The organism is Streptomyces niveiscabiei (genome assembly GCF_001419795.1).
GTDB lineage: Bacteria > Actinomycetota > Actinomycetes > Streptomycetales > Streptomycetaceae > Streptomyces > Streptomyces niveiscabiei.
In genome coordinates, this window is the sequence record NZ_LIRL01000081.1 from 1 (window position 1) to 20,806 (window position 20,806).

Annotated in this window: 21 protein-coding genes; 11 read left to right on the top strand and 10 right to left on the bottom strand. The window is 71.8% G+C overall.

Translation table 11 applies throughout. From position 1 onward, the window contains the following. Positions 1-169: 169 nt before the first annotated feature. On the bottom strand, positions 170-463 hold the full coding sequence (locus AOK24_RS05185; protein ID WP_055718870.1) for a helix-turn-helix domain-containing protein: 294 nt from the start codon (positions 461-463) through the stop codon (positions 170-172). 285 nt (positions 464-748) lie between these two features. On the opposite strand from AOK24_RS05185, the gene AOK24_RS05190 reads away from it, so the two are divergent. Continuing rightward, positions 749-1,135 (top strand): VOC family protein, encoded by a 387-nt coding sequence (locus tag AOK24_RS05190; protein WP_055718871.1) that lies wholly within the window; start codon positions 749-751, stop codon positions 1,133-1,135. Positions 1,136-1,217: 82 nt separating this feature from the next. Here AOK24_RS05190 and AOK24_RS05195 read toward each other — a convergent pair whose 3' ends face one another. Continuing rightward, entirely contained in the window at positions 1,218-2,786 is a 1,569-nt protein-coding gene (locus tag AOK24_RS05195; protein WP_055718872.1) for a glycoside hydrolase family 53 protein, read from the bottom strand. 167 nt (positions 2,787-2,953) lie between these two features. After that, positions 2,954-4,972, bottom strand: coding sequence for a beta-galactosidase (locus tag AOK24_RS05200; protein WP_055718873.1), 2,019 nt, complete (start codon positions 4,970-4,972; stop codon positions 2,954-2,956). A 228-nt stretch (positions 4,973-5,200) separates the two neighbouring features. On the opposite strand from AOK24_RS05200, the gene AOK24_RS05205 reads away from it, so the two are divergent. The 9 genes from AOK24_RS05205 (at position 5,201) to AOK24_RS05245 (ending at position 12,848) form a co-directional block, all read left to right on the top strand. Next, the gene (locus AOK24_RS05205) at positions 5,201-6,523 is read left to right on the top strand and encodes an ABC transporter substrate-binding protein (protein ID WP_055718874.1); all 1,323 of its coding nucleotides are present in this window, start codon (positions 5,201-5,203) and stop codon (positions 6,521-6,523) included. Beyond that, a complete protein-coding gene (locus AOK24_RS05210) occupies positions 6,520-7,446 on the top strand; it encodes a carbohydrate ABC transporter permease (protein WP_055718875.1) in 927 nt (308 codons plus the stop codon). Before AOK24_RS05205 ends, AOK24_RS05210 begins: the two co-directional genes overlap by 4 nt. After that, on the top strand, positions 7,443-8,348 hold the full coding sequence (locus AOK24_RS05215) for a carbohydrate ABC transporter permease (protein ID WP_055718876.1): 906 nt from the start codon (positions 7,443-7,445) through the stop codon (positions 8,346-8,348). Before AOK24_RS05210 ends, AOK24_RS05215 begins: the two co-directional genes overlap by 4 nt. Then, positions 8,345-9,376, top strand: coding sequence for a LacI family DNA-binding transcriptional regulator (locus AOK24_RS05220; RefSeq protein WP_055718877.1), 1,032 nt, complete (start codon positions 8,345-8,347; stop codon positions 9,374-9,376). Before AOK24_RS05215 ends, AOK24_RS05220 begins: the two co-directional genes overlap by 4 nt. Positions 9,377-9,518: 142 nt before the next feature. Beyond that, a complete protein-coding gene (locus tag AOK24_RS05225) occupies positions 9,519-9,869 on the top strand; it encodes a VOC family protein (RefSeq protein ID WP_055718878.1) in 351 nt (116 codons plus the stop codon). 65 nt (positions 9,870-9,934) lie between these two features. Then, positions 9,935-10,339: a MarR family winged helix-turn-helix transcriptional regulator gene (locus tag AOK24_RS05230; RefSeq protein WP_055718879.1), complete on the top strand. Its 405-nt coding sequence runs from the start codon at positions 9,935-9,937 to the stop codon at positions 10,337-10,339. A 120-nt stretch (positions 10,340-10,459) separates the two neighbouring features. Beyond that, on the top strand, positions 10,460-11,119 hold the full coding sequence (locus tag AOK24_RS05235) for a DedA family protein (RefSeq protein ID WP_055718880.1): 660 nt from the start codon (positions 10,460-10,462) through the stop codon (positions 11,117-11,119). Positions 11,120-11,145: 26 nt separating this feature from the next. Beyond that, positions 11,146-12,213, top strand: coding sequence for a sensor histidine kinase (locus AOK24_RS05240; protein WP_240553672.1), 1,068 nt, complete (start codon positions 11,146-11,148; stop codon positions 12,211-12,213). Next, positions 12,213-12,848 (top strand): response regulator, encoded by a 636-nt coding sequence (locus AOK24_RS05245; RefSeq protein ID WP_055718890.1) that lies wholly within the window; start codon positions 12,213-12,215, stop codon positions 12,846-12,848. Before AOK24_RS05240 ends, AOK24_RS05245 begins: the two co-directional genes overlap by 1 nt. 5 nt (positions 12,849-12,853) lie before the next feature. Here AOK24_RS05245 and AOK24_RS05250 read toward each other — a convergent pair whose 3' ends face one another. Together AOK24_RS05250 and AOK24_RS05255 are read right to left on the bottom strand one after the other, a co-directional pair. Then, entirely contained in the window at positions 12,854-13,399 is a 546-nt protein-coding gene (locus AOK24_RS05250; RefSeq protein ID WP_055718882.1) for a cysteine hydrolase family protein, read from the bottom strand. A 154-nt stretch (positions 13,400-13,553) separates the two neighbouring features. Next, complete coding sequence (locus tag AOK24_RS05255) at positions 13,554-14,342, bottom strand: IclR family transcriptional regulator (RefSeq protein WP_055718883.1); 789 nt, start codon at positions 14,340-14,342, stop codon at positions 13,554-13,556. 169 nt (positions 14,343-14,511) lie between these two features. On the opposite strand from AOK24_RS05255, the gene AOK24_RS05260 reads away from it, so the two are divergent. After that, positions 14,512-15,405 (top strand): helix-turn-helix transcriptional regulator, encoded by an 894-nt coding sequence (locus tag AOK24_RS05260; RefSeq protein WP_055718884.1) that lies wholly within the window; start codon positions 14,512-14,514, stop codon positions 15,403-15,405. Between the two features lie 253 nt (positions 15,406-15,658). Here the strand turns inward: AOK24_RS05260 and AOK24_RS05265 are convergent, their stop codons facing one another. Genes AOK24_RS05265 through AOK24_RS05285 form a run of 5 tightly spaced genes read right to left on the bottom strand, consistent with a single transcriptional unit; the run spans position 15,659 to position 20,707 of the window. After that, positions 15,659-16,603, bottom strand: a complete 945-nt coding sequence (locus tag AOK24_RS05265; RefSeq protein WP_055718885.1) for a dTDP-glucose 4,6-dehydratase — start codon at positions 16,601-16,603, stop codon at positions 15,659-15,661. Further along, a complete protein-coding gene (locus AOK24_RS05270; protein WP_055718886.1) occupies positions 16,600-17,874 on the bottom strand; it encodes a nucleotide disphospho-sugar-binding domain-containing protein in 1,275 nt (424 codons plus the stop codon). The genes AOK24_RS05265 and AOK24_RS05270 overlap by 4 nt, the downstream gene beginning before the upstream one ends. Positions 17,875-17,902: 28 nt before the next feature. Beyond that, complete coding sequence (locus tag AOK24_RS05275) at positions 17,903-18,991, bottom strand: NADH:flavin oxidoreductase (RefSeq protein WP_055718887.1); 1,089 nt, start codon at positions 18,989-18,991, stop codon at positions 17,903-17,905. Positions 18,992-19,028: 37 nt separating this feature from the next. After that, positions 19,029-19,712: an AAA family ATPase gene (locus AOK24_RS05280; protein WP_055718888.1), complete on the bottom strand. Its 684-nt coding sequence runs from the start codon at positions 19,710-19,712 to the stop codon at positions 19,029-19,031. Further along, on the bottom strand, positions 19,709-20,707 hold the full coding sequence (locus tag AOK24_RS05285) for an AvrD family protein (protein ID WP_240553674.1): 999 nt from the start codon (positions 20,705-20,707) through the stop codon (positions 19,709-19,711). The genes AOK24_RS05280 and AOK24_RS05285 overlap by 4 nt, the downstream gene beginning before the upstream one ends. Between the last annotated feature and the right edge of the window lie 99 nt (positions 20,708-20,806).

Consider the following 20,806-nt stretch of genomic DNA (forward strand, 5'->3'; position numbering starts at 1 on the left):
GTGACGTACCGGAGAGGGACGAGAGCCGCGCGACGGTGCATGACCGTGTGCCCTTCCTGTCGGAGACAGGTAATCCTTTCAGTCGGCACCCGCCTCCATGCGCGCGGGCGGGGGCCTTTGCCGGGGCTTTCCCCGGGCCCGCCTCCCCCGCCCCACCAGCCCTCACGCGCTACCTCTGCCAGCCCTTCTCGAACATGCGGGCGACCTCCGCGATGCGGATCTCGTCACGCCGGTAGTAGGTGCGCCGGCCGACCTTCTCGGCCCGCAGCAGGCCCACGCGCGCGAGCAGGGCGAGGTGGGCCTCGGCGGCCTTGCGGCGCACACCGAGCTTGTGGGCGAGCGCGTCGGCGGTGACGCCGTGCCCGGGGGACGCGGCGCGCCGCCGCGCGGGGAAGTGCAGGGCGGGCTCCTTGAGCCATTCCAGAATCTCCAGGCGCCGCCCGGCCACGGGAGTCCTCAGCATCTGAACCTGTCCCTCCGTCCTCGCGTCGGGGCCTCCTCCTACCGCGTCTGTCCACTCTCCCGCAGTCGACGCCTTCCCGTCCCGGACTCCGCCGTGCCCGTCCGGGGTACACCGTCCGGCCTGCACGGACGCCGTACGCGCGCGGGGCGTGCGGCACGGTTCCGGATCGGGGCGGGCGCCCCCCGGCGACGGCGCCCGGACCTGCGGGCGCGCCCGTTCGGCCGGGGGACACCGGGGCCCTACGGTGAGAGGACCGACGCCCGTCCACGCCCCCAGGGAGCACCCGTGCGGATCCATCTGACCAACGTCTTCGTCGACGACCAGGAGAAGGCCCGGCGGTTCTACACCGACGTCCTCGGCTTCGTCACGAAGCACGACGTGCCCGTGGGCACCGACCGCTGGCTCACCGTCGTCGCGCCCGGCGACCCCGACGGTCCCGAGTTGCTCCTCGAACCCTCGGGACATCGCGCGGTGGGCCCGTACAAGGCCGCGCTGTTCGAGGACGGCATCCCGGCCGCCTCGTTCGCCGTGGACGACGTGCGCGCCGAGTTCGAGCGGCTCTCCGGGCTCGGGGTGCGGTTCACGCAGGAGCCGCTGGACGCGGGGCCGGTCGTCGTCGCGGTCCTGGACGACACCTGCGGCAACCTGATCCAGCTGATGCAGACGAAGTAGGCCCGGCCGCGCGGGGTATGCGCGGCCGGGCCTGCATGCTCGTCACCGGTTCAACCGGTGACCTCTGGTGCCTGAAGGGTGCCTACCGGTGCTTGAACCACGCCATCGAGCCGAGCGCCCTGTCGTCGTAGCCGAACAGGGCCTGGTTCTCCCAGCCGTTGCCCGAGGCGGCGTCCTTGGGGTCCCAGCCGTTGCCGGTGACGGCGGTCCAGGTGGCCTCCCAGTAGAAGACACCCAGTCCACGGCCGTTCGGAACCGCCTCGACGATGCTCGCGACGTCGTTCATCCACTTCGCCTGCCCCGCGACCGTGGCCGGGTAGCCGCTCACCAGCTCGCTGCTCAGGTCGATCTGGTTCTCCAGCGAGTCGTCCTGGGCGAGCGTGAACGGGTACGCCGTCTCCGCCACGAACACCGGCTTGCCGTACCGCGACGCCGCGTCGTCCAGGGTCGTCTGGAAGTCGGACAGCGGGCCGTGCCAGTAGCCGTAGTACGACAGGCCGATCGCGTCGAACTTCACGCCGTTGGAGACGGCGCTGTCGAACCACCAGCGGGTGCCGGACAGGTCGCCGCCCTTGGCGAGGTGCAGGGCGACGGTGGTGGACGAGTTGACCGCCTTGACGGCGTCGTATCCACTGTTGAGCAATCCGGCCAGCTGGGACCAGTTACTGGTCGATCCCTCGTTCCACAACATGCCGCCGTTGATCTCGTTGCCCACCTGGACCATGTCGGCGGTGGTGCCTTGAGCCTTCAACGCGTTCAACACGTCGTACGTGTGGTTGTACACGTCCGTCTTGAGTTGACTGTATGTATGGCCCACCCATGCGGCCGGCTTGGACTGCGCGCCCGGGTCGGCCCACGTGTCCGAGTAGTGGAAGTCGACCAGCAGCTTCATGCCGGACGCCTTGATCCGCTTGGCCATCGCCAGGACGTGCGCCTTGTCGTTGTAGCCGTCGGCGGGGTTGACCCAGACCTTGAGGCGCGCGTAGTTCATGCCGGCGTTGCGCAGGATGCCGAGGGCGTCGCCGCTGGTGCCGGAGGCGTTCTTGTAGACGCCGCCCTTGGCCTCGCTCTTGGCGAGGGAGGAGATGTCGGCACCATGGATCGATGTACCGGTGGTCCCTGCACTGAACGACAGGTCGTCAACATTGATCCAGTTACCGGCGTTGGCGTCACTGTTGATGCTGATGGTGCACTGGTTGTTCGTCACATTGACCGGCGTGACAATGCGGATCCAACCACTGGACGACACCGGTATGTCTGTACGCTGCTCGGCGCTCCCGCAATTCTTGAGCGCCAGGTACGCCGCGTTCTGTCCACCGCTTGAGCGGACCCACGCGGTCAACGTGTAGTTCCCGTTGGTCAACCCCGACAGGTACTGGTACGTCTCCACCTTGTAGGCGGCGGACGCCCACTGGGTGAGCCGGTAACTGCCGCTGCGGCCACCGGACTCGGTGAAGGAGGCGGAGTTCTGGCCGCCGGCGGAGTAGGTGGACCACCCGGCGGGGGTCGCGGTGCCGGTGCCGTCGGACTCGAAGCCGCCGTTGGTGAGCGTGGAGGCGGCGGCAGCGGTCTGCGCGGGCAGGGCGGTGAGGGCGAGGCCCGCGGCCAGCGGCAGCATGAGGGCCTGGAGAGTGCGTCTGGGATGGAACATCGTCGTCCGTCGTCCCTTCGACGTGATGGGGGTGGGGTGTCCCGCACCTGACAACCCCAGCCTCGACGAGACGAGGCTCAAGTCCCTTGCGGGACCGTGCAGGTGCGAGGGACCCCCTCCGCCCGCGGCTCGCGGCTCCACGGGCGAAGGGGGAGTCGGTGGCCGGCTCAGCCGTCGAGCCGTACGACGCGCACGGCGCCCGCCGGGACGGCGAGGTGGCCCAAGGCGCGCTCGCCGGTGAGGAGTTCGGTGCCGGCGGACTCCAGCGGCACCTTGACGTCACCGGCGGTGTGGTTGATCGCGAACAGGTAGTCGGCGTTCTCCCCGGACCGGCGCACGACCTCGACGTCCCGGGGCAGATCGCGCGGCGTGATCCCGGCGTCGTCGGCGGCGCGCGCGAGGACCGTGTCGAGCCCCTCAGCGCCGAGGCGGGTGGAGACGTACCAGGCGGTGCCCTCGCCGAGCCGGTGCCGGGTGACGGCGGGCCGCCCGGCGGCGAGCCCGTCGGCGAAGGACCACACGGTCTCGGCGCCGCGCGGCACGACGAACTCGCTCCACACGTCACCGGTCAGAGCGGCGCCGTCGGGACCGGTGAGCCGTACCGTCTCCCCCGCCAGCAGCGGGGAGAACTCCTCGATGGTGAGGCCGAGGACGTCGCGCAGGGCACCGGGGTAGGCGCCGTCGTGGACGGCGTCGTGCTCGTCGACGATGCCGGAGAAGAAGGAGACGAGGAGGGTGCCGCCGCCGGCGACGTACGCGCGGAGGTTGTTCCCGGCGGCCTCGGTCATCAGGTAGAGGGCGGGGACGACGACCAGCGGGTAGGTCGACAGGTCGGACTCGGGGTGGGCGAAGTCGACGGTGAGGTGGCGGTCGTAGAGGGCCTCGTAGAAGGCGTCGGCGCGCTCGCGCGGGTCGGCGTCCTCGCTGGGGCGCCAGGCGAGGTTCTGCGCCCACCAGGACTGCCAGTCCCACAGGACGGCGACGTCGGCCTCGGTGCGGGAGCCGCGGATGGGGTTCAACGAGTCGAGACAGGCGCCGAGTTCGACGACCTCGCGCCAGACGCGCGTGTCGGTGCCGCCGTGCGGGACCATCGCGGAGTGGAACTTCTCGGCGCCGCGCCGGGACTGGCGCCACTGGAAGAACATGGCGCCCTCGGAGCCGCGTGCGACGTGCGCGAGGGAGTTGCGGGCCATCTGCCCGGGCGCCTTCGCGGGGTTGCGGGGCTGCCAGTTGATGCCGGAGGTGGAGTGCTCCAGGAGGATCCAGGGGGCGCCGCCGCCGACGGAGCGGGTGAGGTCGGCGGCCATCGCGAGGTTGACGTGGGTGCGGCGGCCGTCGGTGATCAGGTAGTGGTCGTTGGTGACGATGTCGACCTCGCGGCCCCAGGCCCAGTAGTCGACGGAGTCGCACTGGCTGAGGGCGGTCATGAAGTTCGTGGTGACCGGCACGCCCGGCGCGAGGCGGTGCAGGATGTCCCGCTCGGCCACGAAGTTCTCGCGCATCGTGGCGTCCGCGAACCGCTTGTAGTCGAGGGCCTGCCCGGGGTTGCCGACGGTGGGCGCGGTGCGCGGCGGGCCGATGTCCTCGAAGCCGGCGTAGCGCTGGCCCCAGAAGGCCGTGCCCCAGGCGGCGTTGACGGCCTCGATGCCGCCGTACGTGGTCTCCAGCCAGCGGCGGAAGTGGGCGGCGCAGGAGTCGCAGTAGCAGGCGGAGACGGGGACGCCGTACTCGTTGTGGACGTGCCACATCGCGAGGGCGGGGTGGTCGCCGTAGCGCTCGGCGAGCTTCGTGGTGATGTTCGCGGCGGCGGCGCGGTAGTCGGGGTTGCTGTGGCAGATGGCGCCGCGTGAGCCGAAGGCGTAGCGGGTGCCGTCGGCGGCGACCGGGAGGGCGTCGGGGTGTTCGCGGTAGAACCAGACGGGCGGGACGACGGTGGGGGTGCCGAGGTCGACGCGGATGCCGTTCTCGTGGAGCAGGGCGATGATCCGGTCGAGCCAGCCGAAGTCGTACTGCCCGCGCGCGGGTTCCAGCAGGGCCCAGGAGAAGATCCCGACGCTCACCATGGTGACGCCGGCCTCGCGCATCAGCCGGACGTCCTCCTGCCAGACGCTCTCGGGCCACTGCTCGGGGTTGTAGTCCCCGCCGAAGGCGAGCCTGGTGAGGCCCTGGGGGCTGGTGTCCGGCATCGATCTCTCCCGGTTGAACGATCATTTGGGAACGTGCACAGACAACGGCGCCGTTCGGAGTCCAACATAACCGCACAGCAACAACCATTGACAAGTGTCCGGGATGTTTCTCTACTGTGAACGCTCACAGAAGCATGACGGGACGCTGCGACGGGCAGTGTCCGAGGTCATGCGCATCGCATGGCAGGCCCTCGCGCGAGGCGGGGGCCCAGGTCAGGGGAGAATTCCATGCCGAACACGAAGCGCCGTCGCCTCGTGGCAACCGCCATCGCCGTCACGCTCGGCGCCACCGCGCTCGCCGCGTGCGGGTCGTCCGACGACGACGGCGGGTCCGAGTCCTCCGGTCCGGTCTCGCTGACGTACTGGACCTGGACGCCCGGCATGGACAAGGTCGTCAAGCTCTGGAACGACGGCCCCGGCAAGGCCGACCAGATCAAGGTCACCGCCCTGAAGCAGGCGTCCGGCGACGACCTGGTGGCGAAGATCCTCACCGCGCACAAGGCGGGCAACGGCCCGGACCTGGTGCAGGCCGAGTACCAGGCGCTGCCGACGCTGGTCTCCAACGACGCGCTCGCGGACATCTCGAAGAACATCGGCGACGCCAAGTCCAAGTTCGCCGAGGGCGTCTGGCAGCAGACGACGCTGGGCACGGACGCGGTCTACGCGATCCCGCAGGACATCGGCCCGATGATGTTCTACTACCGCCAGGACCTCTTCAAGCAGTACGGCCTGACGGTCCCCACCACCTGGGAGCAGTTCGCCGAGACGGCCCGCGCGCTGAAGAAGAAGTCTCCGGACACCGACCTGACGACGTTCTCCGCGAACGACTCGGGCCTCTTCGCGGGCCTCGCCCAGCAGGCCGGCGCCAAGTGGTGGACCACCGCCGGGAACAAGTGGAAGGTCGGCATCGACGACGCGGCGACGAAGAAGGTCGCCGACTTCTGGGGCGGCCTCGTCAAGGAGGGCGCCATCGACAACCAGCCGATGTACACGCCGGCCTGGAACAAGGCGCTGGACACCGGCAAGCAGATCGCCTGGGTCTCCGCCGTGTGGGCACCCGGCACGCTCTCCTCCGCCGCCCCCTCCACGAAGGGCAAGTGGGCCGTGGCCCCGCTCCCCCAGTGGTCGGCGAGCGACAGCACCACCGGCAGCTGGGGCGGTTCCTCGACCGGCGTGACGACCGACTCGAAGCACAAGTCGGCCGCCGCGAAGTTCGCCACCTGGCTGAACACGGACGGCGACGCCCTGAACGCGCTCGCCAAGGAGGGCGGGATCTACCCGGCGTCCACCTCGGCGCAGCTCTCCGGCGCGTTCACGGCCCCGCCGGCGTACTTCGCGAACCAGCCCGACTTCTACAAGGTCGCCGCGAACGTCGCCAAGACCACGGCGCCCTCCGCGTGGGGCCCGAACGTCAACGTCGCGTACACCACGTTCAAGGACGCGTTCGGCGCCGCCGCGAAGAACAAGTCGGACTTCTCCGCCGCGCTGGCGAAGATGCAGTCCGACACCGTCGCCGACATGAAGAAGCAGGGCTTCGAGGTCTCCGAGTGAAAACCGCACGCCGGCAGTCGTACGGGGTCAAGTCGGCCCCGTACGCCTTCCTCCTCCCCGGAATCGTCCTCTTCGCCCTGTTCTTCGCGCTGCCCATCGGGTACGCCGTCTACCTGAGCTTCCGCAAGGTGCGCGTCTCGGGGCTCGGCCTCGGGTCGGGCGCGCGCAAGGAAGTGTGGGCGGGACTGGAGAACTACACCGACGCCCTCTCCGACAGCGAGCTGCTGCACGGCGCCCTGCGCGTCCTCGGGTACGGCTGCATCGTCGTCCCCGTGATGCTGGGCCTCGCGCTGCTGTTCGCGCTGATGCTGGACGCGGACAAGGTGCGGTTCACGCCGTTCACACGGCTCGCGATCTTCCTGCCGTACGCCATTCCCGGTGTGGTCGCCGCCCTGCTGTGGGGCTTCCTGTACCTGCCGGACGTCAGCCCGTTCTACTGGATCCTCGACAAGCTGGGGATGCCGCAGCCGGATCTGCTGGACGGCGGGCCGCTGTACCTCGCGCTGTCGAACATCGCGGTGTGGGGCGGCACCGGCTTCAACATGATCGTCATCTACACGGCGCTCCAGTCGATCCCGGCCGAGGTGTACGAGGCCGCGAAGCTCGACGGGGCGACGCCGTTGCAGATCGCGCTGCGGATCAAGATCCCGATGGTGGCGCCGTCGCTGGTGCTGACGTTCTTCTTCTCGATCATCGCCACGCTCCAGGTGTTCAACGAGCCGACGACCCTGAAACCGCTCACCAACTCCGTGTCCACGACGTGGAGTCCGCTGATGAAGGTCTACCAGGACGCCTTCGGCAACGGTGACATCTACCGTGCCGCGGCCCAGGCCGTGATCATCGCCTTCGCCACGCTGGTGCTCTCCTTCGGCTTCCTGCGCGCCGCGAACCGCCGTTCCCAGCAGGAGGAGGGAGCCCGATGAGTTCTCTTGCCGTCCAGAAGGTCCCCTCGGCCGCCGGCGCGGCGGGTACCGCGCACAAGAAGCCGCCGCTGCGCAGCCGTATCGCGCTGGTCCCGACGGTCGCTCTGCTGATCGGGGCGGTCTACTGTCTGCTGCCCGTCGCCTGGGTGGTCATCGCGTCCACCAAGTCCGGCGGCGAACTCTTCTCCACGTTCACGTTCTGGCCGGGGTCGGGCTTCGTCGACAACGTCAAGGAGCTGAACGCCTACCGGGACGGCGTCTACTGGCAGTGGATGGGCAACTCCGCCCTCTACGCCGGGGTCGGCGCGCTGCTGTCGACGGCCGTGTCCGCGTTCAGCGGGTACGCGCTCGCGATCTACCGGTTCCGGGGCCGCGAGTCGATGTTCAGCATCCTGCTCGCGGGCGTGCTGATGCCGCCGATCATCCTGGCCATCCCGCAGTACCTGCTGATGGCGAAGGCCGGGGTCACCGACTCGTACCTCTCGGTGATGCTGCCGCAGATCCTCTCCCCCTACGGCGTCTACCTGGCGCGCATCTACGCGAGCGCGGCCGTCCCGGCGGACGTCGTCGAGGCGGGGCGGATGGACGGGGCGAGCGAGTGGCGGATCTTCACGCGGATCGCGCTGCCGATGATGGTCCCGGGTCTGGTGACGGTGTTCCTGTTCCAGTTCGTCGCGATCTGGAACAACTTCCTGCTGCCGTACATCATGCTCAGCGACGACACCAAGTTCCCCATCACGCTGGGGTTGTTCACGCTCCTGAAGCAGGGCGCGGCGGCGCCCGCGCTGTACACGCTGGTGATCACCGGCGCGTTCCTCGCGGTGATCCCGCTGGTCGCGCTGTTCCTGGTCATTCAGCGGTTCTGGAGCCTGGATCTGCTGTCCGGGGCCGTAAAGTCATGACCATGAGCACTTCGGGGGGCAGGCGCAAGCCTCCGACCATCCACGACGTGGCGCGCGAGGCGGGGGTCTCCCGGGGCACCGTCTCGCGGGTCCTCAACGGCGGCCACTACGTGAGCCCTTCGGCGCAGGAGGCGGTCAACGCCGCGATCCGCAGGACGGGTTACGTCGTCAACCGGCACGCGCGCTCCCTGATCACCGGCCGCTCCGACTCCGTCGGCTTCCTGCTGACGGAGCCTCAGGAGCGGTTCTTCGAGGACCCCAACTTCAATGTCCTGCTGCGGGGTTGCACCCAGGCGCTGGCCACGCACGACGTGCCGCTGCTGCTGATGCTGGCGGCGACCGAGGACGAGCGGCGGCGGATAACGCGGTACATCACCGCCGGGCACGTCGACGGGGTGCTGCTGGTCTCCAGCCACTCCGGCGATCCGATCGCGCAGGAGCTGCGCGAGGCCGGCGTACCGCTCGTCGCCTGCGGCAAACCGATCGGGATCGGGTCGAAGGTGAGTTACGTCGCCGCCGACGACCGGGACGGCGCCCGCGACATGGTCCGCCACCTCCTGTCCCTGGGCCGGCGGCGCGTCGGCGTCGTCACCGGGCCGCTGGACACGCCGGGCGGTGTGGAGCGGCTCGCCGGGTACCGGGAGGTGCTCGCGCAGGCGGACATCGCGTACGACGAGCGGCTCGTCGTGTCCGGTGACTACAGCCGGGCGAGCGGCGAGGCGGGGGCGCGGGCGCTGCTGGAGCGGGCGCCCGATCTCGACGCCGTGTTCGTCGCGTCCGACCTCATGGCGCAGGGCGTGCTGTCGGCGCTGCGGGACGCGGGGCGGCGGGTGCCGGAGGACGTCGCGGTCGGCGGGTTCGACGACTCGCCCGCCGCGGTCGCCTCCAACCCGGCGCTGACGACGATCCGTCAGCCGTGGGACCGGATCAGCGCCGAGATGGTGCGGGTGCTGCTCGCGCAGATCGGCGGGGAGGACCCGGCGGCGGTGATCCTGCCGACGGAGCTGGTGAAGCGGGACTCGACGTGAGGTGAGAAGGGGTGCGGGCCGTGGGGGGCTCGCACCCCTTCTCCGTGTCCGGTGCGGCCGGTCAGGATCGAAGAAGCGGATCACCGGCGCCCGGCCTAGCGTGGTGGGCACAGCACGAGCCCCGACCCACGAGGAGCGCCCCATGTCCGCCGGACTCCAGACGATCATCTACCCCGTCAAGGACCTGACCAGCGCGAAGGCCGTGTTCGGCGCGCTGCTCGGCGTCGAGCCGTACGCGGACACGCCGTACTACGTCGGGTACAAGGCCGCGGGACAGGACGTCGGCCTCGACCCGAACGGCCACGGGAAGGGCATGACCGGGCCGGTCCCCTACTGGCACGTCACCGACCTGCGCGAGCGTCTCGCCGCGCTCCTGGACACGGGCGCCGAGCTCCTCCAGGACGCGCAGGACGTCGGCAACGGGCGGCTGATCGCGTCGGTGAAGGACGCGGACGGCAACCTCGTCGGGCTGCTCCAGGACCCGGTTGCCTGAGCACTACATGCATCCGCACAAGTTGCACGATCAATGACACGTCACTTCGATGTTACGGTCGGTTCATGGCAGCGAACGCGACCGCGGCGGCCCTCGAGGACCGGTGGCGGGACATCCTGACGGTGCATGCCCGCACGCTCTGCGAGATCGACCGCGCCCTGCACCCCCACGGCCTCGGTGCCAGCGACTTCGAGGTCCTCGACCTCCTCGCCGCCGAGGCGCCGCGCCACGGCGACCAGTGCCGCGTACAGAACCTCGTCGGCCGCGTCCACCTCAGCCAGAGCGCGCTGTCGCGGCTCATCGGGCGGCTGGAGAAGGACGGGCTGGTCGAGCGGTCGGTGTGCGCCGAGGACCGGCGGGGGGTGTACGTGTCGCTGACGGAGAAGGGGCGGACGGTGCACGCGCGGGTCCTGCCGTTGCAGCGGGCGGCGCTCGCGCGGGGGCTCGGGCAGGGGCTCGGGCAGGGGTGAGGTTTTCCGCAGGGGCGGGTGTGCGGAAAGCCCCGTACCGGCGTTGACCTGGGGTTTCTAGCGTGGACTCCGGTCGGGGCGGCTGCCCCGGCGTGCCGGCTCACCCGCTTGGAGACCCCCATGCCTCTGCTGTTCTCGGCTCTTCCTCAGGAGCCCTCCGACGGGATCGCAGGCTGGGCCGCCGGCCTCGTGGACGCCCTGGGCGGCCCGGGGGCGGGGCTGGCCGTCGCGCTGGAGAACCTCTTCCCGCCGCTGCCGAGCGAGGTGATCCTCCCGCTGACGGGGTTCGCGGCGGGGCAGGGGGTGATCAGCCTGGCGTCGGCGCTGCTGTGGACGACGCTGGGCTCGGTCGTGGGGGCCGTCGCGCTGTACGGGATCGGCGCGCTGTTCGGCCGGGAGCGTATGCACGCGCTGTGGGCGCGGCTGCCGTTGGTGAAGGCGTCCGACCTGGAGCGTACGGAGGTGTGGTTCGCGCGGCACGGCACGAAGGCGGTGCTGTTCGGGCGGATGGTGCCGGTCTTCCGCAGCCTGATCTCGGTGCCCGCCGGGGTGGAGCGGATGCCGCTCACCGTGTTCGTGCCGCTGACCGCGCTGGGCAGCCTGCTGTGGAACTCCGTTCTGGTGCTGGCGGGTTACTGGCTCGGGGACCGGTGGGAGGTGGTGGAGACGTACGTCGGGATCCTGTCCAAGGTGGTTCTCGCGGTGGTGGTGGTCGCGTTCACGGTGTACGTCGGGTCGCGGGTACGGGGCCGCAACCAGGGCCTGCACAGGCGCGGTTGATGTCCGCTCGGATAGGGTCGGCGCCTGTGTGGGGGGACTTGGCGCGGCGGAGTGCGGGGACGCTCCTCGGGTGTGCGACGGGCCCGGTCGGCCTGCTGTCCGTGCCGTGGAGGTCTGCGGCCCGTCGCTGGGCGGCAGTCGAGCGGGCTCGCCGGTCGCACTTCTTCGGTGACCGCTTCCCCGGGGAGTACGCGCCGCCGGACCGGAAGATCCGCCGCTACCTCGCGCTGCGTGCGGCCGGCGGGCTGGTGTGTGCCGTCGTGGCCGGGCTGCTGGCCCTCGGGGTCGTGCTGGCGGGCCTGTTGGTGCGCGGGGCGGTCCAAGGCAGCGTCGACGGGGGCGAGTTGGCCGGGCAGACGCTGCTCGGAGGGGTGCTGCTCTTCCTCGACCTCCAGGGGCTGCGCTCGCTGGCCCGGCTGGACGCGCGGCTGGCCGGGGAGTGTTTCGGCCCCTCCGGCCCCGAACTGCTCAGGCTGCGCATCGACGAGCTCGCGGCGAGCCGGGCGGCGGTCGTCCACGCGGTGGACACCGAGCGGCAGCGCATCGAGCGGGATCTGCACGACGGGATCCAGCAACGGCTCGTCGCGCTCGGCATGCTGCTCGGCCGGGCCCGTCGCGGGCGCGACGCGGAGCGGACGGACGCGCTGCTGCTCCAGGCCCATCAGGAGTGCCGGGCGCTCCTGGCCGAGCTGCGCGAGGTGGCCTGGCGCGTCTACCCGTCGGCGCTGGACAGCGTCGGTCTCGAAGAGGCGCTGGGCGGGGTGTCCGAGCGGTGCGCGCTGCCCGTGCGCACGGAGTTCGACGTCGCCGGGGAGTTGCCCAGGGCGGTGGAGACCGCCGCGTACTTCGTGGTGTCCGAGGCCGTCACCAACGCGGCCAAGCACTCGGGCGCGTCCCGGGTGTGCGTCCGGGTGGCGCTGCGTGGTCCGGTGCTCGCGGTGCGGGTCCGGGACGACGGCAGGGGCGGCGCGGACGCCTCGGGCAGCGGGTTGAGCGGGCTGCGGGGGCGGGTGGCCGCGCTCGACGGAACGCTGCATGTCGACAGTCCGGTGGGGGGACCCACCACGATCACCGCGGAGCTGCCGTGCGCCTGATGCTCGCCGAGGACTCGACGCTGCTGCGCGAGGGCCTGGTCCGGCTCCTCGTCGAGGAGGGGCACGAGGTGCTGGGGGCGTACGGCGACGCCGCTCCCCTGCCGGAGGCGGTGGCCGCGCACCGGCCCGACGTCGTCGTCCTCGACATCCGGATGCCGCCCACCCACACCGACGAAGGGCTGCGCGCGGCCCTGGAGATCCGTGCACGGTGGCCTGACACGGGAGTGCTGGTGCTGTCACAGCACATCGAGCGGCACTACGCGGCCCGGCTCCTGTCCGCCGGCGCGGAACGGGTGGGCTATCTCCTCAAGGACCGCGTCGCCCAGGTCGAGGAGTTCCTCGACGCGCTGGAACGCGTCCACGCGGGCGGCGCCGCCCTCGACCCGGAGGTCGTACGGCAGTTGGTGGTCCGTACGACGCACACGGACCCGCTGGCACGGCTGACGCCCCGCGAGCGCGACGTCCTGGAAGCGCTCGCGCAGGGACACACGAACGCGGCGCTCGCGCAGAAGCTGCACATCTCGCTGAGCGCGGTGGAGAAGCACCTGGCGGCGATCTTCGACAAGCTGGAGCTGACGCACACGACCGGCTACAACCGGCGGGTGCTGGCGATCCTGCGGTACCTGGAGACGTAGGCCGGTCAGCGTCCCAGCAGCGCCCTCACCCCCGCCACCGTCGTCACCTTGATCAGTGGCTGGTAGAGGTCCATCACGTCGAGCGCCTTGGCGTGGGCGGTGTCGTTGGCGCCCGCGCAGGCGTCGGCGGCGACGAGGACCTCGACGCCCGCGTCGGCTGCGGCGAGGGCGGTGGACAGGACGGAGCGGTCGGTGCTGACGCCGGCGAGGACGAGGCGGCCGTGCGGGGCGACGCGGGCGGCGAGGGCGGGGGTCCACTTGCCGAAGGCGGGTGCGTCCAGGACCTGTGGCGCGAGGGCGCAGAAACCGTCCGTCAGATGCCATAGGGCGGCGTCCGGCGGCTGGAGGGCGAAGGGCCACTGCGCGTAGTACGCGCGCCAGGCGCCGGACGGCTCCCCGGGGGCGACGAAGCGGGTGAACGTGACGTCGTCCCCGAAGGCCGGCAGCAGGCGCCGTACGCCGGTCGCGGCCTCGCGGTAGCGGGGTGCGGCCCAGGGGCTGGTGGGGTCGGCGAAGACGTGCTGCATGTCGACGACGGCGAGGTGGGTCATATCGCGTCCTCCCGGGCGCGCCAGCGGGCCGGGGCGGTGCTCGAGTCCTGAGGGTCCGTCATCGTCTGCTGTCTGCCTGTCTTTCGGGGCGGGCGCGAGGGGTCGGTCCGGATCAGTCCTACCCGGCCTGGGCCCCTCGCGCACCGCGCGGACGTCAGGCTCCCATCTCGGTCCAGGCGAACCCGTCCGCGCGCAGCCCCCGGGCGATCGCCGCAGCCGCCGCGTGCAGGTGGGGTGCGGTGCGCACGGGCTGGACGATCTCGGGCGGCCCGCTCACGCCGACGGCCGCGACGACGGTCCCGCGCGCGTCGCGCACGGGTACGGCGTGGCTGCTGCGGCCCGGCGCGTGCGCGCCGTGGATGAGCGCGTGTCCTTCCCTGCGCACGCGGACCAGTCCGCGCCGTACTTCGCTGACGTCGGTGACGGTGGCCTGCGTGTACGCGCGCAGGGGCGGCACGAGGGCCTCCTGCTGGGCGGTCTCGCCGGCGTGGGCGAGCAGGACCAGGCCGACGGCGGTGGCGTGCAGGGGGACGCGGCGGCGCTCCGGGTTGCCGCCGGCGGGGTGGTGGGGGTCGTCGGAGACGAAGGCGAGGCAGACGCTCTCGCGTCCGTCGCGGATGGCGATGGTCGCGGCGGCCGAGGTCTGCTGGGCCAGGGCGACGAGATGGGGGTGGGCGGCCTCGACGAAGTGGGAGACGCGCGGTGCGAGGCAGGCGGTCTCCCACAGGCGCAGGCCGATGCTGTAGCCGCCGTCGGCGGAGCGTTCGAGGGCGCCCCAGCCGTGGAGTTTGTTCACGATGCGGTAGACCGTGGCGACGGGCAGGCCGCAGCGCCGGCTGATGTCGCTGAGGGACAGGGTCCGGTTGTCCGGGTCGAAGGCGGCAAGGATGCTCAGCGTCCGGTCGACGACCGAACGCTCCGGGGAGGAGTGGGGAGTGGTCATCCCGTTCAGGTTCCTTTCACCTTCATGACAAGGGTGCTTACGGGGATGCGTGTTGACACGTGCGGGCACCAAACAGCACGTGGGGGAACCAGAAGTGATCCGGCATCGGGCGACCACGTCTATGATTGAACCCTCAAGCGCAGCGAGAAAGGTCGATTCCGGAACGCCCATGGTCGATTTCGCATCGTTAGGGATCCCCGTCGTCCCCTTCGCTCCGGTCTGCCGGCCCGGACTCGGTCTCGCGGTCACCTCGCTGGGCGTGCTGCGCGCCTTCGGGGAGGGTGAGTTCTTCGCCAGTCCGCACCGGCTGGACTTCCATCAGGTCATGCTCGTGACGGAAGGCGGGGGACACTATTCCATCGACTCCGACCGGTTCGCGATCCGGCCGGGAACACTGTTGTGGACGCGCCCCAATCAGGTCGTGCAGTTCGTTCCCGACCCGGAGATGAACGCGGACGTCATCCTGTTCACGGAGGCGTTCCCGCTGAGCATGAGCGCGCACATGGGACTCCTCGACGATGTGCTGCGGCCCTCGCACTGGCGGCTGCGGGAGGGTGAACTGGCCGCGTTCCGGCGGGTCCTGGACCTGCTGCGGGAGGAGTTCACACGGCCCGACCAGGGGCTCGGCGAGGAGTTGCTGAAGCATCTGCTGGCCGTCGTCCTGCTGCACATCGACCAGATGTGCCGGCTGCGCCACAAGGAGAAGACGACCGCGTTCAGCGGCGAGCACGGCGAGCTGTTCCTGCGTTTCCGCCGTGAGCTGGACCGTTCGTTCGCGACGACCCGGCTGGTCGAGGAGTACGCGGCGGCGCTGCGCTGCTCCACACGCGCGCTGTCGCGGGCCTGCCGGGCGGTCGCGGGGACGTCGGCGAAGGACGTGATCGACGCGCGGGTGGCGCTGGAGGCGCGCCGGCTGCTGGTCCACACGGACCTGCCGATCAACGCGATCGCCCGTCAGCTCGGATTCTCCGAGGTGACCAACTTCGGCAAGTTCTTCGTGCGTCGCGTGAATATGACGCCGGGGGCGTTCCGGCGTGAGTCGAAAAAGGGGCACCAGGCGTGATTCGGGCACCTCGGACCCGCTTAGTCGTTCAGTCGCTCTATTAAGGGCGGAGATCTACGCCCGTAAACCTGGATTTCTTTCCACTGTTCGGAAGAACGGTTGTTCCTGATTACCGGAAGTGGCAAGACTGTGCGGTGCGTGCTTCGGGCGACCTTCCGTTGCACGGGAACAGATCCGTGCCATGAGTCCGAACCTTTGGCGCGGTGCAATACGGCGCGTGGCCGAGGGGCCCCCATACCCTCGGCCCCGCGTGTCAGGCGGCTGCCGTCGTCGTCTCGCGCGCGCGGCGCGCGGCGGTCCACCAGCCGGGGTGGTCGCGGTACCAGCCGACCGTGTCCGCGAGCCCCTGCTCGAAGGGGACGGCGGGCGCCCACCCGAGTTCCTCGCGGATACGGCTGTCGTCGAGCGCCACGCGCGCGGGTACGGGGCTGTCGTGCGCCACCGCGCTCGTGCCGGTGAGGGTGTGCAGGTGTTCGGCGAGGGCTGCGGGGGCGACCGCCTCGCCTCCGACGTGGTACGTCTCGCCCGCGCGGCCCCGGTTGAGGACCAGGTGCACGGCGCGGCAGTGGTCGTCGACGTGCAGCCATTCGGTGACGGCCGGCGCGTCGTCGTACGGCCGGGGGCGGGTGCCCTCCAGGAGGGCCGTCAGGCGGCGCGGGAGCGGGCGGTCCGGCTGCTGGCGGGGGCCGTAGCAGGCGGCGGAGCGGGTGACGGACAGGTCGACGCCGTGGGTGTGCCAGGCGCAGCGGGCGACGAGGTCGGCGGCGGCCCGGGAGGTCGCGTACGGCGTGACCGGGCGCACCGGGTGGTCCTCGGTCCACGGGACGCCGTCGCCCGCGGGAGGGCCGTAGACGTCGGCGCTGGAGACGACCACCGTGCGTTCCACGCCGCTGCCCCGGACGGCGTCGAGGAGGGTGTGGGTGCCCAGGACGTTGGTGCGGACGAGTTCCGCGGTGTCCGCGCGCGTGACGTCCGCGAAGTGGACGACGGCGTCGTGGCCGGGGAGCAGGTCGCGCAGCAGGAACGGGTCGCCGACGTCGCCGCGGACCGCCTCCACGCGCGCGTGGCGCTGCGGCAGGGGCCGTTTGTCGAGGGCGGTGACCCGGGCCCCCTCCCAGCCTCGGTAGGCGCCGGCCAGGAGGGAGCGGACGAAGTGGGAGCCGGCGAACCCGGCGGCTCCGGTGACGAGGATCCTCACGCGCGGGCCTCCTCCCGGTGCCGGGCGACGAGCCGCTCCAGGACGGGGACGACGTCGGTGGGGGCCGGTGCGGCGAGCGTCTGCTCGTACAGGCGGCGCGCGCCGTCCTTGAAGGACGGTTCGTCGAGGAGGCGGGCGACCTGCTTGCTCAGGGTGTCGGCGTCGAGGGCGGCGGTGTCGGCGACGAGGCCCGCGCCGGTCCGCTCGACGTGCCGCGCGATCTGCGGTTCGTCCCAGGAGACGACCGGGACGACGAGCTGGGGCACCTGGTGGGCGACGGCCGCGGTGAACGTCCCGGTGCCGCCCTGGTGGACGATCGCGGACGTCGTCGGCAGGACCTGGTTGAGGGGCACGTACTCGACCGTGCGGACGTTGGCGGGGAGCGTCACGTCGGGGGCGAGCTGGCCCCTGCCGAGGGTCGCGACGACCTCCACGTCGAGTTCGGCGACGCGCTCCAGGAACTCGGGCGCGGGGAATTCGGTGCCGCCGCCGATCATCCGGCGGCTGACGCCGAGGGTGAGCACCACGCGCGGGCGCTCCGGTGTGCCGTGCAGCCAGTCGGGGAGCGGGGAGGAGCCGTTGAAGGGCAGGCGGCGCACGGGGATCGCGGGGAGCTTCAGCGGGGGCCTCATGGCGGGCGGGACGAGGTCGAGGCTCCACTGGCCGAGGAGGGTGTCGTCGCTGAAGGCGAGGCCGTGGCGGGCGAGCAGCGGGTCGAGCCACGTCAGCCAGTCGTGGCGGCCGGGGGTCTCGGCCTCGGTGAGTTCGTGCAGGGCGGCGATGCTGTCGAGGCCCCAGACGATGCGGGCGTGCGGGGTGCCCGTCACGCGCGCGGCGATCGCCGCCGGGATCATCAGCTTGTCCCACAGGATGAGGTCGGGCTGCCAGGAGCGGGTGAAGGCGATCAGGTCGTCCTGGAACGAGCCGTCCTCGCCGGGCTCCGGGTAGGCGAACGAGAACATCCCGCCGAGCAGGGCGCGCGCGGCGTGCCAGTCGGCCGTCTCGCCGGGCCGGGCCGGGTCGAAGCGCCAGGCGTCAGCAAAAGCCATCAGGCCCTGCTGCATGGCCTCAGGGGGCGGCCCGGCAGAGGCGGGTCCGAGGGGTACGGCGGTGAGGCCCGCCTCGGTGATGTTGCCGATGATCTCCGGGTCGAGGGCACCTGCCTCGCAGGCGACGACGACCTCGTGGCCGGCGCTGTGCAGCGCCCAGGCGAGGGGGACCATCGTGTGCAGGTGGGCGGTCGCGGGGAACAGCGTGAACAGGACGCGCATGACGGGTCTCCGGTCGGGTGAGGGGGTGTCAGTCGAGGCTCAGGAGGCTCTGGGCGGTGAACGGGCGCAGGTCGTCGTGGCGGCCACCTTGGATCTTGGCGGGCCAGCCGGGGTCGGTCAGGAGCAGCCGGCCGAGGGCGACGAGGTCGAACTCGTCGCGTTCCAGGCGCTCCAGGAGGTCGGCCAGGTCGGCGTTGTCGGCGCCCTTGCCCTCGATGAGGGTGGTGAGGAACTCGCTGCCGGTCAGGCCCACCGAGCCGACGGCGACGGTGGGCAGGCCGGTGAGCTTGCGGACCCAGCCGGCGAGGCTCAGTTCGGAGCCGGTGGCGGGGAATCCCGGCAGCCAGAAGCGGCGGGCCGAGCAGTCGAGGACGTCCACCCCGGCGCGCACCAGCGGGTCGAGCAGTTCCGCCAGCTCCTCGGGTCCTGAGGCGAGTTGGGCGTCGAAGTCGTTCACCGTCCAGTGCGAGATCCGCAGGATCACGGGGAAGTCGGGGCCGACGGCGGCGCGGCAGGCGGCGACGACCTCGGCGGCGAACCGGGTACGGCGCTTCAGGTCGCCGCCGTACGCGTCGGTGCGGTGGTTGGTCTCGGGGCGCAGGAACTGGTCGATCAGGTAGCCGTGGCCGCCGTGCAGGGCGACGCCGTCGAAGCCGAGGCGGCGGGCGTCGGCGGCGGCCCGGCCGAAGGCGGCGACGATCCCGGCGATCTCCGGCTCGGTGAGCGTGTCGGGGCCGACGGCGGGGACGTGCGGGTCGGGGACGTCGTCGCCCTTGCGTTCCAGGCCCGCGTGCCACAGCTGGGGGACGATCCGGCCGCCCGCCGCGTGGACCTCCTCGACGACCCGGGCCCAGCCCGCGAGGGCGTCCTCGCCGTGGAAGCGGGGCACGGCCGGGGCCGGCGCGGCGGCCGGGTGCCCGACGACCGTGCCCTCGGTGACGATCAGGCCGACCCCGCCCCGGGCGCGGCGCGCGTAGTAGGCGGCGACGTCGGGGCCGGGTACGCCGCCGGGCGAGAAGTTGCGGGTCATCGGCGACATGACGATCCGGTTCGGCAGATTCAGGGAGCCGATGGAGAAAGGCCGGAACAACGCGGAGGTGTCAGTCGTTTCGGGCATAAGGGTGCTCCTGGGGAGGGCGGTGGGGCGGGTGGGGTCAGGCGAGCGCGGCGGTGCGGGCGGTCTCCGCGTAGGCGAGGTCGACGGCGTGCGCGAGGCTCATGCGGGTCGGCAGCCCGAAGAGGTCGACGATGGTCGCGAGGCGCTCGTCGATGGGCCCGCCGACGACGTGGTACGGGATCGCGAGGTCGTCCAGGGTCGTGCGCAGCAGCTCGTCGGACATGCGGCGGAACCGCTCGGAGACGGGCCGGTGGCCGTCCTCCACGAGGTCGAACTCGACGGGCAGGTGCACGAAGACGTCGTACGCGGTGCGCGCGTGCCTGCGGAACACGGCGCCCAGGGAGTCGACGACCTCCTCGTAGAAGTCGGGCGGCGTGCCGGTCGCGTCGTAGCCGTCGGTGGGGTGGATGCCGGCGCGGACGCGGACCTTGCCGTAGACCCACTCGTGCAGCGAGGACCCGTCGGAGAGGAAGCCGCCGGTGAGGCGGGACTCGTGGACGGCGCGTTCGGTGTAGCGCTGGATGCCGAGCTGGATCAGCTCCGGCGCCGTGCACTCCTCCAGCCGCCTGCCGGGCAGCGCGTCGGCGAGGATCTCGCGCATCGTGCGCGCGTGCGTGCGGGGCACGCCGGTGAGGTGGGCCAGGGCGATCGTGGTGGTGGTCTTGCCGGTGCAGTAGGTGCCGGAGACGGCGATCCTGCGCGGCCGTGCGGGAGGGGTCATCGCGTTCCTCGGTCGGGGAGTCGGTGGGCCACCGAGAAGGTGCCGGTGATGCCGTGGAAGCCGTAGGACAGGTCGCAGACCCGCCATGGGTGCTCGTCGATGTCGACGAGCCGGGCGTCGGCGACCCGCGCGTGCGCGGGGAAGGCGCGGTCCACGGCGCGCAGCGGCAGGTCGGTGGCGAGTTCCGCGCGGCGCAGCCAGAGCGTGTCGCTGCGCCCGCGGGTGAGGCCGTCGAGGGCGTACATCAGGATCTGGGCGAGCTGGCCCACGACGGCGATCGCGTCGACCATCGAGGCGCTCGGCGCGTACGCGGCCTCAAGGCCGGTGCCGGCGCCCTCGCCCGGCGCGGGCGTCAGGGCGATCTCGGCGTCCGCGCGGGCCGCCTCCGGGTCGACGGCGAGGTGTGTGACGCGCTGGGTGCGCCGCCGGAACAGCTCGGCGTAGTACTGGCCGTCCGGCGCGCCCAGCGCCGTGTCGGCGTCCTCGTACAGCGCGCCCTCGGAGGGGCGGTAGCCGCCCTGGTCCTCGTGCTGGACCTCGCAGCGCACGTCCATCGAGCCGATGGTGACGCCCACGGCGGAGGTGCGCAGGCCGTCGGCGACGGCGACCGACTCGGCGGGGCGGGCCGTGCCGCGCACGGGGAGCCGGGCGAGGTCCTCCTGCGGGCGGCCTCCGGTCCGGATCACGACCCGGCGCAGCCACATCCGGGAGCGGGCGCCCGCGTCGAGGCCGTAGGCGTGGGTGAGGAGGAGCTCGGCGGTGCGGGCGGCCAGGACCAGGGCGTCGATGCTGCTGAGGTGCGGGACGAGACCGCCGGCGCCCTTCGCGGACCAGTCGGCCGGGTAGGTCACCGACGCGGTCGCCGTCGCCCGCGTGGACTCCGGGCCGCCGGTCAGGGCGATGGCGGTCAGCCGCTGGCGCACGCGCAGGAAGCCGCTGGCGAAGTAGCGGCCCTCGGCGGGGCCCAGGTGGTCCTCGACGGCTCCGACGATCACCGGCACCGCCCCGGGGCGCACTTCAGGTGCGGGGCGGCCATCACCGCGAGGAACATCTCGTGCGCGGGGCGCAGTTCGGGCTCCGGGGCGGTGCCGGTG